Annotated in this window: 12 protein-coding genes; 9 read left to right on the top strand and 3 right to left on the bottom strand. The window is 43.4% G+C overall.

Features of this window, described 5'->3' with window-relative positions; genetic code table 11:
- Positions 1–76 precede the first annotated feature (76 nt).
- Positions 77–1,780: an RICIN domain-containing protein gene (locus HP548_RS01235; protein WP_246317861.1), complete on the top strand. Its 1,704-nt coding sequence runs from the start codon at positions 77–79 to the stop codon at positions 1,778–1,780.
- 128 nt (positions 1,781–1,908) lie between these two features.
- On the opposite strand, the gene HP548_RS01230 is transcribed toward HP548_RS01235, so the two are convergent.
- Positions 1,909–3,051 carry a glycosyl hydrolase family 8 gene (locus HP548_RS01230; RefSeq protein WP_175380677.1) on the bottom strand — a complete coding sequence of 381 codons (1,143 nt, stop codon included), beginning with the start codon at positions 3,049–3,051 and terminating at the stop codon, positions 1,909–1,911.
- Between the two features lie 230 nt (positions 3,052–3,281).
- On the opposite strand from HP548_RS01230, the gene HP548_RS01225 reads away from it, so the two are divergent.
- From HP548_RS01225 to HP548_RS01210, 4 genes are all read left to right on the top strand, one after another.
- Positions 3,282–4,574: an SGNH/GDSL hydrolase family protein gene (locus tag HP548_RS01225; RefSeq protein ID WP_175380676.1), complete on the top strand. Its 1,293-nt coding sequence runs from the start codon at positions 3,282–3,284 to the stop codon at positions 4,572–4,574.
- A 61-nt stretch (positions 4,575–4,635) separates the two neighbouring features.
- Positions 4,636–5,403, top strand: a complete 768-nt coding sequence (locus HP548_RS01220; protein WP_175380675.1) for an alpha/beta hydrolase — start codon at positions 4,636–4,638, stop codon at positions 5,401–5,403.
- Between the two features lie 117 nt (positions 5,404–5,520).
- On the top strand, positions 5,521–7,065 hold the full coding sequence (locus HP548_RS01215) for a carboxylesterase/lipase family protein (protein ID WP_175380674.1): 1,545 nt from the start codon (positions 5,521–5,523) through the stop codon (positions 7,063–7,065).
- Positions 7,066–7,984: 919 nt separating this feature from the next.
- Complete coding sequence (locus HP548_RS01210) at positions 7,985–9,916, top strand: fructose-1,6-bisphosphatase (RefSeq protein WP_175380673.1); 1,932 nt, start codon at positions 7,985–7,987, stop codon at positions 9,914–9,916.
- A 190-nt stretch (positions 9,917–10,106) separates the two neighbouring features.
- Here HP548_RS01210 and HP548_RS01205 read toward each other — a convergent pair whose 3' ends face one another.
- Positions 10,107–11,030, bottom strand: coding sequence for a WYL domain-containing protein (locus tag HP548_RS01205; protein WP_175380672.1), 924 nt, complete (start codon positions 11,028–11,030; stop codon positions 10,107–10,109).
- 111 nt (positions 11,031–11,141) lie between these two features.
- Between HP548_RS01205 and HP548_RS01200 the strand changes: the two genes are divergently transcribed.
- Positions 11,142–11,723, top strand: coding sequence for an LOG family protein (locus tag HP548_RS01200; protein WP_099859337.1), 582 nt, complete (start codon positions 11,142–11,144; stop codon positions 11,721–11,723).
- Positions 11,724–12,123: 400 nt separating this feature from the next.
- Here HP548_RS01200 and HP548_RS01195 read toward each other — a convergent pair whose 3' ends face one another.
- Entirely contained in the window at positions 12,124–12,612 is a 489-nt protein-coding gene (locus HP548_RS01195) for a MerR family transcriptional regulator (protein ID WP_175380671.1), read from the bottom strand.
- Positions 12,613–12,835: 223 nt separating this feature from the next.
- On the opposite strand from HP548_RS01195, the gene HP548_RS01190 reads away from it, so the two are divergent.
- From HP548_RS01190 to HP548_RS01180, 3 genes are all read left to right on the top strand, one after another.
- Positions 12,836–13,969 (top strand): NADH-dependent flavin oxidoreductase, encoded by a 1,134-nt coding sequence (locus HP548_RS01190; protein WP_175380670.1) that lies wholly within the window; start codon positions 12,836–12,838, stop codon positions 13,967–13,969.
- Positions 13,970–14,327: 358 nt separating this feature from the next.
- Positions 14,328–14,648: a PadR family transcriptional regulator gene (locus HP548_RS01185; protein WP_175380669.1), complete on the top strand. Its 321-nt coding sequence runs from the start codon at positions 14,328–14,330 to the stop codon at positions 14,646–14,648.
- Positions 14,649–14,722: 74 nt separating this feature from the next.
- On the top strand, positions 14,723–14,816 hold a 94-nt coding region (locus HP548_RS01180), incomplete at its 3' end, for a DUF1048 domain-containing protein (RefSeq protein ID WP_175380668.1).

Raw genomic sequence — 14,816 nt, 5'->3', positions numbered from 1 at the left:
GACTTTGCTGCAATTCATCGGATATTGCATTGAGGAAAAGCAATCGATCATGACAGGAGGATATAAAGTGAAAAAGATGTGGATGTCTTTGTCTTGTAAACTTTTACTCGTTTTGGCTTTACTGATTACGATTGCTCCATGGGGAGGGAGCCGCGCTGAGGCGTGGGTTGGCATGCCTATGGGCAAGCTTCACGTAAGTGGCAAGAATCTGGTGAATAGCAACAATCAGCCTGTGCTTTTGAACGGATGGCATCAACCTTCAGGTGCTTACTGGACGTATCAGGACAGCAATTATTATCTTAATCTGCACGGCAACAATCGTCATGCGGCTACACTGGCCTACCTGAAAGACATTACGGATACGTTTGCGGACACAAGCCCGAAATACGGCAGCAATCATGGCTGGAACATGAATCAGGTACGTCTGTTCATAGATCGTCAGGACATGGGTGATGTGGCGGCGGGTACATATAATTTTGCCGGTGTGCAGACCGTTACGCAGAACGTCATTATCCCGTACATTCAATATGCCAAAACCAAGGGTGTTTATGTGGTACTGGGACTCGACTTTACGTTGAAGGATGACCAGGCAACCACCGCTTCCAACCTGCAGAAATTCAATCAAATCTGGGGATATCTTGCGTCTCGTCCGGAGATTAAAAGTGCAGACAACGTTCACTTCGAGCTGATTAACGAGCCAGTGAAATCGTATGCGAATGGACATTGGGGCGGATACAACGGGGAAAACGATTTTGTGGATCACTGGAATGATCTGCGTAATTTCCAGAACTCCATCATCTCCACGATTCGTAACCAGGGTGCCGATAACGTAATCTGGGCTGCAGGTCTGGGGTACAACCAGTTTTACAGTCTGACAGCAAGCCATCCATTAACGGACCCGCAGAACAATTATGGATATGCGGTGCACTGGTATCCTGGCTACGGCGCATATGATAACTTCTCCATTTTGCAAGATCAATGGAATACCAATGTCAAGGCAGCCGCAGACAAGTATCCGATCAACATCACCGAAGTAACCTGGTTTAAGAACAAACCTGGGGATTCGGCCTATTGGAACTTGTTTAATGGCAGCAACGAAGGTTTCGGTACCAATACCAGAACCATCTTCAACGCGGCAGGTAACGTTAGCATCGCAGCTCACATGAACGGCTTCATTCTTGAGCCGGGTCAACGCAGTTCTTTTGCCGATCCAACAGCCGGACTGAAATGGGATGGAGATGCATCCCGAAGTGCCATGGGACGATTCCTGTTCAACTGGTACCATGAACGTGCTCAATCGTATCCAGGTAGTGGAAATGGTGGCGGACCCACAACCGGGCTTGTGTCAGGTGCAACCTACAAAATTGTGGCCAGACATTCCAATAAGGTCATTGACGTTCCTGGGGGGCAAAATCAAAACAATCTTCAGCTTCAGCAATGGAGCGATCTGGGCGGCAATCCTCAGAAGTGGGTTCTGACCTCCATCGGCGGCGGCAGCTATACACTAACCAGCGTGAACTCACCGGACAAAGTGATTGATATTCGAAACGGTACCCTCACAAACGGTGAAGCGGTGCAGCTCATGAGCAATCTGAACACGACCGCACAGCATTTCAAAGTCAACGATCTGGGCAATGGATATTGGAGTATCATTAACGTAAACAGCAACAAAGCGATTGAAGTGGAAAACGCTTCCACATCCGATGGTGCCAAGTTGCAGCAGAATACTTACACGGGTGCAACGAATCAACAATGGAAATTTATTGCTGTTAGCAATTAACGCCAATACACAAGAGGACCTTCCCGGCTGTTATGCCCGGTAAGGTCCTCTCTTCGTTGAAATTTCAGTCTGCGCGATGCGCTTTGATGCATATGAACTCGTTTTTACGATGAATCATTGCTCTATGATCAATACATCCGATATCTGCCGCTTAAAGCCAGCAAGCTGAAAAAATACAGACAGTTATCATAATAGCGGCGCTCACCCTGACGCAGGGGGGTGTTCCAAAAGAGGCGTACAAAATGTTCCACATGTGGACCATCTGCAGCCAGTGAGGCCATCGCGTTGGTAGAGAGCAGACCGATCGGATGCAAGGAAGGTTCATCAAACGGTTCACCCTCAATGGTATATCTACGATATTCGGCAACATCAATGCTGCTGAAGAAGGACTGAATTCGATTGGATTGTTCTACCTGCCAGGAGTCCTTGCGGAACCATTCCCAGTCTAGAGCAATATTAGCGGCAACCCGGTAAGCATCGCTGTAAAAGTGTCTAAAATCACCATGCGGCTGAACAGGGGCGGGCGACCCGTCATAGTTCGCATACTCAGGCGAAAGCCCGGTTACAGGATGACAGGCGGTATGAAGATAAGCTCGACTTGCCCCCGCTGCTTCTCTCCAGAAGACTTGATCGCTTTCATCCGCATATAATGCAAACAACTCATAGAAATGGGGCAGATGGTAGGATGGATCGCTGAATGGTGATTCCGGTACAAACTTGATCAGCTTGGTTTCCGGGTCCCACATGGGATCTCCCTCGCCATTTTCACCTTGATGAATGCATGCGCGGAGGATTCTTCTGGCTTGTTCCTTATAGTTAAAAGGGGCAGCGCCATCACCCCAGCGGTTAGAAGCAAAGAACAGAGCCATAGCGAAAAACTCCTCACCATCAGGTGCAGGACCTTGTGATAGGCGGGTTCCATCAGGTTTGCAGTGCCAGGCAAAATAATCCTTGTATCGACCTTCAGCATGCTGCATGAACGTATGAGAAAAATTCCAGAGCCGATCAAATTCTTCTTTTTTGTCCACCTGAACAGCCATCATCATGCCATAAGACATGCCTTCGGAGCGAACATCGTTATTACCGGTGTCGAGTAAATACCCTTTGTCCTCACCCATCGGATAATAGATTCGCGTATTCTCGTTTCCGTAGAATAGCTCATTCCATGTTTGCTCCAGCTTTGCGTTTATCTCATACTGTTCAAAACCCAACTTGTGAAAGAAATTGGTATATGTACCTGTATCATAAGCCCCTTGACCCGTAATATTCATCGTAATCCTCCTTCATTTGAGTCGTCGATCAAATTATATCATGACAGAAGTATTCAAATTAAAGCGTTTACACCAGAAATCTTAGGTCTTCTTTGTCATGCATTAAATACCCGACTTGAAATGATATATTTGAGAAAATCCTATACTTTATCCGGTTACTGTGAAATTAGGTAAGCGGTATACTCGGAAAGAAGGAGCATTCTGATAAAAAAGAATGGTGGTGATGTAGCATGCTTGGCGATGCAGGAGATGTGGCAGAAGAAGATAAACACCAGGGGATGTCTGCACCGCGCGATCCCGTGGGAGTGGCGGAATCGACTTACGAGACTGAGTTTGATTACCACTCCCCAGGATATATCGAGATGATTGGCCGCTCTCTTTTAAACAAGGGAAACAATGTCAGATTAAAACGAGCGATTGAGAAAGCTCAGCAAGGTGAACCTGTCGTTATGGCTTACATCGGGGGTTCTGTTACCCATGGTGCTGGTGCTAAACCGATTCATCTTCGAAGTTACGCTTATCGCTCGTATGAGCGGTTCAAGGCGATGTTTGCCCCTTCAGACGGCAGTTCCATACATTTTGTCAAATCGGGTGTAGGAGGAACACCTTCTGAACTTGGTGTTGTACGTTATGAACGGGATGTACTCCGGGACGGTACGATTCAGCCAGATATCGTCATCATCGAATTTGCGGTAAACGACGCTGACGATGAGACCAGAGGAAACTGTTACGAGAGCTTAGTTTTGAAAGCGATTTCTGCGGATAACAAGCCAGCGGTCATCCTGCTATTCAGTGTTTTTGAGAACGACTGGAATCTACAGGACCGCTTGGCTCCGGTAGGCTGGCATTACGATTTGCCCATGGTGAGCATGAAGGATGCTCTGGTTGAGCAATTTCGCAAGACAAAGGACGAGGGTAATATCGTATCCAAAGAACAATATTTTCATGATATTTATCATCCGACCAACTTGGGACATCGAATTATGGCCGATTCACTGGGTCACCTGTTTGGTGCAGTGAACCGTTCCGAACTGGATCAGGAAGACCATGATCTGAGTAGATCACCTCTGATCGGAGATGATTTCGTCAATGTTACGTTACTGGATCGGAAGAATGCAGAGCTGCTCGCCCGAATTGACACAGGTTGCTTCCGTCAAACGGATACTGATCTGCAGATGGCCGAGCTGGACGATCATAATTATACTACGCCGCTCTTCCCGAATAATTGGATGTACGCCCGCGGAGAAATGGAAGAAGCCAAGAGCTTCAGACTGCATTTGCGGTGCAGACGTCTAATTTTGATCTTCAAAGACTCCGGGAGCGAGGAGTTCGGAACAGCCCATATTAAAGTAAATGGCATCCTCACCAAACAAGCCGATCCGCATGAAGTGAACTGGACATGCTGTCATGCCATGCTCCTGATTAATGAGAAGCACGTCAGAGAACACATGGTCGAGATTGAAATGGCAGAAGCTCATAAGGATAAACGGTTCACAATTCTTGGATTTGGCTATGTCGGTTAACGAACGATGGCTATAAATTCAACTAAAAAGCTTAATACAATTAGTGAAGGGAGTACTGTACATGATATCTTCAGCACCGGCTGGATTTGACCAATACCGCGAAAATATACTACGCGGAGCAATTGAGATGATAGAATATGACTCCACAACCGTCGGAAATTCACGTAAAGCAATGGTGTACACGCCACCAGGATTTTCTTCCGAACTAACCTATCCTGTGCTTTATTTGCTACATGGAATCGGTGGGGATGAGATGGAATGGCATCATCATGGTGCTCCGCAGATTATTCTCGACAATCTATACAACGACAACCTGCTTGAACCGATGATTGTGGTTTTTCCCAATGGTCGTGCGATGCCTAATGATCGAGCCGAGGGAGACCTTTTTGATCCAGAGAAAATAAATGCTTTTGAACGGTTTGAAGCAGACCTGATTCATGACCTTATCCCTTATATAGAGTCCAATTATCCAACGGGCATCACTCGGGAAAACAGAGCCATAGCTGGCTTGTCCATGGGGGGAGGCCAGTCCTTAAACATCGGGCTAACTAATCTCCAACAATTTGCTTGGGTCGGTGCCTTTTCCCCTGCTCCGAATACCAAAGCTCCGGAAGTACTCATACCTAACCCTACGGAAGCCTCTTCGCTTTTGTCGCTGTTGTGGATTTCCTGCGGTGATCAGGACAATCTTATCCAAATTAGTGTCAGCGTACAGCAATATTTGGAGCAGCAGGCAGTGCCACACATCTGGTATGAGGAGAGCGGGGGACATGAATGGCCTGTGTGGAAAAACGATCTGTATCTGTTTTCGAAACGTCTTTTCAAATAATCGAATCCAGCCGATAACCAGACCCAGGGAAAAGAGTATCTCATACGTTCAAAACCAAGTTTATGAATATATCAGGATGTTTTCCACGAGCTCATATATAGAAGGGGATGTTAAACAATGCTTCGAACTGTAAAAGTTGAAAATGGGTTGGTTCAGGGACTGCCGGCAGCCGACCCACGAATCACAAGTTTCAAGGGGATACCGTTTGCCGCGCCACCTGTGGGCGAGAACAGGTGGCGTGCCCCACAGCCAGCCAAGGACTGGGCAGGTGTGCTTAAGGCGAACGAATTCGCGCCGATTTCGATGCAGGTGAAGCAGGAGATCGATGATAACAATATCTATACCCGGGAGTGGGCTGTGGAGCCGAATATCGCTATGGACGAGGACTGCCTTTACCTGAACGTATGGACCCCGGCCAAACACACCGATGAGAAACTACCTGTATATGTATGGTATTTTGGCGGGGGACTTCAGGTCGGCCATACGGCTGAAATGGAATTCGATGGCGAACGAATCGCTAGGAGAGGAATCGTGGTCGTCACGATCAATTACCGTCTCAATGTTTTTGGTTTTTTGTGCCATCCTGAAATTACAGCCGAAGCACCAGAAGCACCCGCCAACTTCGGCAATCTCGATCAACAGGCAGCCACAAAATGGGTCAAACGCAATATATCAGCTTTCGGTGGAGACCCGGATAATATCACGATCGGTGGCCAGTCCGCAGGAGGCGGCAGCGTCATGACCCAGCTTACTTCTCCTCAGAATGAGGGGCTCTTTCAAAAGGCGATTGTTCAAAGTGGAATCTTTACAGCTCTCTACCCGGGAACCCGCATGCCTTCGCTTCGGAGTCATTTAACTGAAGCCGAACAGGACGGCGTGGAGTTTTTTAAGTATCTCGGCGTATCTTCGCTTGCGGAAGCAAGGCAGATAGGTGCGGTCGAACTACGCGACAAGGCAGTGAAGTACCAGGGATTTTGGGGGACCGTTGTAGATCAGGTATTCAGTGTAGGCAATCCGTTTGATTTATTCCTTCAAAACAAGTGGTGGAGGGTGCCAATTATGATGGGTCACACGTCCTCCGAATTTTTCAGCGTTCCAGATGCCGATACATCCGAAGATCTTAAGAAGCTGGCCATAGACATGTTCGGTGAAGATGCCGATGTATTTCTGGAGCTATGCTGTAATCAGTCGATCAACATAGAAGAGAGCAAGAAGAAGGCCTCGGTAAGTTCTATTGAATATGCCATTCGCATAGCCGCGCAAGCTAACGCTGGTCTCGGTTCCGATTCCCCGTTGTACTATTACAATTTTGATGCCGAGATCCCAGGATGGGACCATCCGGGTACCTTCCACTCGGTGGATCTCTGGTTTTTCTTTGAAACTCTAGCTAAATGTTGGCGGCCATTTATCGGCAAACATTACGATTTGGCCCGCCAGATGTGCAATTATTGGGCCAACTTCATTCGTACAGGGGATCCAAATGGACAGGATTCAACTGGAGAGGAAATGGCCCAATGGGTACCCTATACCCAAGAGTCACCGTATGGAATGCTTTTTGCAGATCATGCTGAATTCTCTCAAAAACAGCCAAATGAAATGATGAAGTTTCTGGTGAATCAATATTTCATAAAAGACAGGCCTGCATTGAAAACGGAGGCTTAACATAAGATCCATGAATGTGAGGAGTAAATAAATTAAAAAAAGACCCCCATGAGGGGTCTTTAAGCTATTAGTATTGGTTAGATTGTCCGCCATTAATGGGTCTATTTGAGAAAAACAGGATTAATCGTACTTGCTTGTTTACTTCTTCTGTCTATGGCACTGGCGGGATGTTCATCCTCAAATCGGGGCAACGGGGAAGAGGGAGGAGGCGCTTCGTCCAGAGACACCGTGTCCATTAATGTGTTCGCTCATCAAAGCTCGGATAACAGCCTTCTCACGAACAATTTTACAAAAAATGGAAGAGGAGTTCAACCTTATGCGTTAATCCTGGTAGTGGAACCACATACGAGGCAAAGACCGGCACCACACATACCGACGCTGTCATTGAAACCATCTATCCAGGGTACAAGTCGCTATTTTGGCGGCTTTTTTTATTTTTCGGTATATATCGGAGCTGGGATTCAAGCAAACCAGATGTGGTTAATGTGAAACACTTATAGGTCGAGTAAAACTTCTATGACAGTTCCATTGAATGGCTCTTAATTAATTTAAGTTTTACCGTTTTTCAAAATAACTGAAGAATAGTTGTATCATTCATAATCACTATTATAGTTAGGGATCGAAAGTTTTAAGCAGTCGGATATTACGTGAGTGAGTTAGCTTAAATGAGCAATCCAAAATACATCCTTTTAATAAAATTTGTTCATATATGAGAAACGGGAGTATGATGGGGAAAGGCAGTGCTGATAATCACCATATAAATAATTTTATTTTTATTGTTAACCATACAGCTAAAGAGTTACCAAAAAACTAATGTTTTTCTTTTTAGCTATTGTTCAAAAGGATTGTCCTTGGAGCGATATCTTCGAGCCTTAATGACCTATACATCACCATACTTCCTTGAAGGGGGACATCTGTTTTGGATGAGCAGTTTCTAGATTTATTGGCCGAGAAATATGATACGGAAGAAAAAATCATAACAGAGATCATCAACCTTGAGGCGATCTCCAATCTCCCGAAGGGAACCGAGCATTTTGTCAGTGATTTGCATGGGGAGTTCCAGGCTTTTCAGCATGTCCTAAGAAACGGTTCGGGTACCGTCAAAGAGAAAATCAAAGAATTATTCCGGGAGGTTTGGACGGATCAAGAAATCAATGATTTTGCGGCGTTGGTTTATTATCCGGAAGAAAAAATACAGCTGGTTATAGGGGAACTGTGCAATAAACAGGCTTTGAACCAGTGGTATAGACAAACGATTGAACAAATGCTTATGCTTATTTCTTATGCCTCTTCCAAGTATACGCGCTCGAAATTGCGTAAAGCTCTGCCGGAGCAGTATGTATATATTGTAGAAGAGCTTCTATACAAGACGGATACGACCAACAATAAGGACCCTTATTACGAGGAAATATATCGACAAATTATATCCTTGGGCCAGGCGGACAAGCTCATCATCGGCCTTGCTTATACGACCCAGCGCCTGGTGGTTGACCATCTTCATGTGGTTGGAGATATCTATGATCGGGGTCCGGACCCCGATAAAATAATGGATACGCTAATCAACTACCATTCTGTAGACATTCAGTGGGGGAACCATGATGTCCTCTGGATCGGTGCTTATGCGGGTTCTCTGGTCTGCCTTGCGAATATTATCCGGATCTGCGCCAGATACGACAATCTGGACATCATTGAAGATGTATACGGAATCAATCTACGCCCATTACTAAACTTGGCGGAGAAATACTATGAAGACAATTCGCCCTTCAGACCTAAGATACAGGCTGGCTATAACGTATCGGAGCAAGAAATTCTGCAGATCACCAAAATTCACCAAGCCATTGCTATGATCCAGTTTAAACTTGAAATCCCGATTATCAAGAGACGCCCATACTTTAATATGTCTGAAAGACTTTTGCTGGAGCAGATTGATTACGACAAAAATGAAATCAAAATCTGCGGTAAAACGTACCTACTGGAAAACACCTGTTTCGCAACCGTAAATCCGCAGAAGCCTGAACAATTGCTGGAGGAAGAACGCCTGGTGATGGAAAAGCTGTTGTTCTCCGTTCAGCATTCCGAAAAGATGGCCAGACATATGAATTTTCTCATGAAAAAGGGTAGCCTTTATTTAAAATACAACGGGAATTTGTTAATCCACGGCTGTATTCCTTTGGATGAAGAAGGAAATATGGAAGAAATGAAGATTGAAGGCAAGACATATGCGGGCAGTCAATTGCTTGATGTTTTTGAAGATTATTTGCGTTACGCCTTTGCGCATCCGGAAGAGACTGAAGATCTGGCGACGGATATGGTATGGTACATCTGGACAGGGGAATGTTCCTCGCTCTTTGGAAAGAGAGAAATGACCACTTTTGAACGTTATTTTATCCAAGATAAAGAAGCACATAAGGAGAGAAAGAATCCTTACTACCATTTACGTGAAAATGAAGAGATCTGTCGAAAAATCTTGTTGGAGTTTGATTTGAATCCAGATCATGGACATGTCATTAACGGCCACACGCCAGTCAAAGAAAGTCGTGGAGAGAGCCCTGTTAAAGCAAACGGAAAAATGATCGTGATTGACGGCGGTTTCTCCAAAGCCTATCAATCCACAACGGGCATTGCCGGATATACCTTGTTGTTTAATTCCTTTGGCATGCAGCTCGTCGCTCATCAGAAATTTAATTCAAAAGAAGATGTGTTATGTAACGGAACGGACGTGTTATCTGTAAAAAGATTGGTGGACAAAGAACTGGAGCGGAAGCTGGTGAGGGAAACCAATGTCGGGGAGAAGCTGCTGCAGAAAATCTCAAATTTGAAGGATCTACTAGAATATCGCTACATGAAATGAAACGATTACTAAAAGTACACATCCGGATCAACCGTTTGAGTGCAATCTAACGTAGACGCTCGTATGGGGCAGGAAGTAATAATACCCTGCCTGTGCGAGCCTTTCTTTTTTCACAGAGCGATTTAACACGAGGCAGGGGATATTGAAGAATGTAATAAAGGTACCGATGGAAGAAATCGATGCGTTTTTTTCAATTGGAATAGATTTTGTAAATACCCTCAATTCGTTTGGTTAACTCGCTTCTTACATGTTCAGGCTCGAGACATTCGCATTTGTCCCCAAAGCTAAGTAAATGAGTATATCCATGGTCATTTCCAATGAAGGGGAACTTTGCTATCCACTTAACACCTTCATAGAAGCGAATGTTGTTCTCTCCACAGTATTCGCTCATATAAGGAATAAGTGATTGGTCAAAAAGCAGAGTTAAATGTATAATTTCTTTCTCCGTTATATCTAAAACCTCGTCTTCGATTTGTCTTTTCCTAAATGTATCATGGTGAGTAACAAGAGAAGAAATACGGGAAACCTTAAACATTCGGAATCCCCCTTTCTCTGTACAAAATCCTTGCATATACCACACTGAATTTTTCAATACTAGTCGGCAAGGCTCAATGGTGAGTTCCAAAGGAGTCATACCTTCAAAAGGATCTAGATATTCAAATGTAATTAAGCGGTCCTCTTCAATTGCGGTTCTAATTTGCGCCAATTCAGGTGGTTTGACATGAGTACTTCCGAACCAAGGTGAAGGATCAATTGTTATTAGTTTATCTACCAGTCGATTTTCATCTTCCGAGATCAATGATTTCACTTTAGCAATAGCGTTCAAGACTTCATCGCTAGAAACAGTTGAATGGATGCTGTTTAATCCAAGTATTAAAACTAATATCTCCGCTTGCGTAAAGATCTTCTTCTCAAATTTGTAACGCTCCATAATACTGAAGCCACCATTCACACCAGGGGAAGAGGTGATTGGAATTCCGGCTTTGGTAATGGTTTCGATATCTCGAAAGATAGTACGAGGAGTGACCTCAAACATTTTCGCGAATTCAGAGGAACTCACTTTTTTACGTTCTAACAAAAGTAACACTATCGATAAAATCCTTTCAATTTTCACGGAGATCCCCCAAAATTTTTAATCTAATTATGACATAAAGATGTCATAGTTTCACCTGTAATATATAGAAAGTATGAAGCATTTAACAAAAGAAATGGAGAAAATGTATCTATGAAATCAATTGCTGTATTCTGTGGTTCCAAAGAAGGAAAATCTGCAATATACAAAGAAGCTGCAATAGAACTGGGTCATGAACTAGCGAGTCGCGAAATCACCCTGATTTACGGAGGCGCTATTACTGGGCTCATGGGAGAAGTTGCTGATGCAGTGTTGGAAAAAGGGGGCCGTGTAATTGGAGTGCTTCCTCATTTTTTACAGACTCGTGAGATTGCGCATAAAGGTTTGACTGAACTTATTATGGTCGATTCTATGCATGAACGTAAAGCCAAAATGGCTGAATTAGCAGATGGATTTATTTCACTCCCAGGCGGGCCGGGGACATTAGAAGAATATTTTGAAATATTTACTTGGGGCCAGCTTGGTCTGCATCAAAAGCCTTGTGGTTTATTGAATGTTAATCAGTACTTCGATCCCATTGTATCCATGTTTAATGTTATGGACCGAGAACGTTTCATGCAACCGAACGTTCGGGATATGGTCTTAATAGATCAAACTCCGGCAGGGATACTTAATCAATTTTCATTATATACTGCTCCTCCTGTCAGAACGTATCTCACGGAAAAACGTACTTGATTAAATGAGGCTCATCAAACCAACAAACTAGAGTTCACTAAAGAAGAGACAGCAGTGTCCCGATGACGTGTGACTGATCAAAACACTTTCAAGATAATTAAACCTTACTTAGTCAATTACGCTAGCGGGTAACGATAGCTCAATACAACTAAGAAAGCAGCTGACCAATGTGATCGGCTGCTTTTGTTCACTAACGGGCAGCTTAGCCTTTGTGTCAATGTACAGTAGTAGCAGTTGTCCATTCAAAGTCGCTATTTTAGCGGCTTTTTTATTTTATCGGTACACTGAAGACAAGTGGCTGGATAAGCCGTTGGAGGATCTGCGCCCTGAAGTTGAGAGGTGTGGAGGGACAATTAAATAAAAATTGACTTCGTGTGCACACGAAGCCCTAGACTATCTTTTAAGGTGAAACATGAGCTTTTGATGCTGATTTGATATGTTCAGGTATATCATATTTTTCTCCGCATTCTGGGTTATTGTTAACTGGGTTCCAGGTATCATTCAATTGACCAGATAAGACACTTTTATAGTAAGCCTTCTTCTCCTTGATGTGCATTAATTGAAGATTATACTTATTGATCTTCGTTTCAAGTTCTTTTTCTTGCTTTGTAACAAGCTCAGCCCTTTCAGGAATCGTCTCGTCACCTTGCAAACACATCGCAATATAATGTTTAACTTCTGAAATCGGCAAGCCTGAAATACGAAAGGAGTGTACCATTCGCAACCAATCCAGATCATGGTCTGAGAATAAGCGATTGTTATTACTGTCTCTTGAAACGAAAGGAATTAATTGTTGGTCATCATAATAACGAATCGTATGTTTTGTAAGTCCAGTTATTTCAGATACATCTTTTACCGTATATTTTGGTTCATGTAATGTCTGAATCAAAATGTCGCACCTCCATGCTATTGTCTTCGAGTTACTCGAATACTTTATGATGTCATTCTACCAATGTTGTTTGTGCTCATCAACTGGTAATCTGCTTATCATTAATCGGCTATCAACAAGGAGCAGAAGATTGCTTTTTTACTCGGTTGGGAATCGAATATACGCTTTAACTTAAGCCAACAACAATGACTAATGTTTAAAAAAATTAGAAAGAGGTTAGAAAATGAACACAAATTATAACAACTTGTTTGCATCCTTCACATTTAACAATGGAATTACCCTTAGAAATCGGGTTGTAATGTCACCCATGACTACTTGGGCCAGTAATGACGATTACACGATCTCAGATGGTGAAGTGAAATATTACAGAAGAAGAGTGAAAGGCATAGGTTTAGTTATAACAGGATGTACGCATGTCCAACCTAATGGAATAGGTTTTACAAATGAATTTGCAGCTTATGACGATACATTCATCCCAAGTTTACGAAAATTGGCGAATGCAGCAAAAAGCGGGGGAGCTGCTGCGGTACTACAAATTTTCCACGCAGGTAACAAAGCACTCCCGAACCTTACACCAAATGGAGAAGTGGTTAGTTCCAGTGCTGTAGAGACGGAAGCAACTGGATTTGCTCCTTCCGTTTTGCCGAGAGAACTTTCGCACGATGAGATATTGGAAGTGATTCATGCGTTTGGAGAAACAACAAGAAGAGCCATTGAAGCAGGGTTTGATGGAGTTGAAATTCATGGTGCGCACGGATTTTTACTTCAAAACTTCTTCTCTCCTTTCTTCAACAGACGTGAGGATCTATGGGGAGGATCAATGGAGAACCGCCTTCGTTTCCCACTAGCCGTAATTAATAAAATGAAAAACGTCATCAAAAACCATGCTACAAAACCATTTATTTTGGGTTACCGAATCTCTCCTGAGGAACATCAAGAAGGCGGTTTAAGAATGAAGGATACCTATGTATTAATTGACCGACTGATTGAAGAGGGAGTGGATTATATGCATGCTTCACTAGCTGATGCTCTTTATTCAAAGCCAGTGGATAGGCAAGATGAAACAACATATCTGGAATTGATCGTTAACCATGTTAATAGCAGACTTCCGGTTTTGGCTGCGGGTTCTATGGTAACGCCGGAGGATATTGCAAAAGGATTAGAGCAAGGTCTTAATTTAGCTGCGATAGGACACGCCTTAATTACAGATCCAGACTGGGTTGAAAAGGTTCAAGGTGGAAAAGAGTCCGAAATTCAAACTGCTATAAAGGCTTCCGAAGTTCATGAGCTGGAGCTTCCGGAAAAACTATGGAGTGTGATCCAAGCTTCAGGTCCATGGTTTAATATTGAAGAATAACATTATATCAAAAATAGAGGAGTTTTCTCTTAGAAGATGCTCCTCTTTAAATGTAAGACGTATTTTATTCTTCAGTTAAGTTGGATAATTATTCCAATAATTAACTTTTCATAATTAGTACGGAAGAACAGGGATGATTATAATTAACTATGGTAACTTGTATTTGAAAAGATGAATAGTGAGGGGGATAAAAAAAATTAAAAGTAGTTGACATTCTCTGGTACTCAGTGATACGATGTACAGGTAATAAGTATTACTAAGTAGGATTCGGTTGAGTAATAATTTCCCTCGGTACTATGTTTTACTGAATATAAGTGATACTGATTAGAGGAGGGGCAAATTAGAGGAGGATCTGAACATGGAGAATTTAACTGAAATGCTGAAGGGCTCGCTCGAAGGTTGCGTAATGGAAATTATCAGCCGCCATGAGACCTATGGCTATGAGATTACCCGCCGATTGAGCGAGCTAGGTTTTACCGAAGTCGTGGAAGGGACAGTCTACACCATCCTTGTGCGATTAGAAAAGAAAAAACTGGTGAATATCGAGAAGAAACCTTCAGATATGGGGCCGCCCCGCAAATTCTACTCGCTTAATGAGGATGGCCGCCAAGAACTTGAATTGTTTTGGGAAAAATGGGGTTTTGTAACATCAAAAATCAACGTCTTGAAGTCAATCTGACATCATAAGATATTCCGCACCGATAATTTTTGGAGTGTCTTGTTGAGCTTTATAAAAAGGAGGAGAAAAATAATATGATGGAATTATTCAAAAAAATGATTGGTGATAAAAAAGAGTACAAAATGATGATGGCACGTGTGGAGTCACTGCCAGAGGACTATCAGTTCG

Origin of the sequence: Paenibacillus taichungensis, assembly GCF_013359905.1 — a bacterium.
Classification (GTDB): Bacteria; Bacillota; Bacilli; order Paenibacillales; family Paenibacillaceae; genus Paenibacillus; species Paenibacillus taichungensis.
Note: the sequence above shows the minus strand (reverse complement) of the source record. Positions and strands in the feature narration are given on the sequence as shown.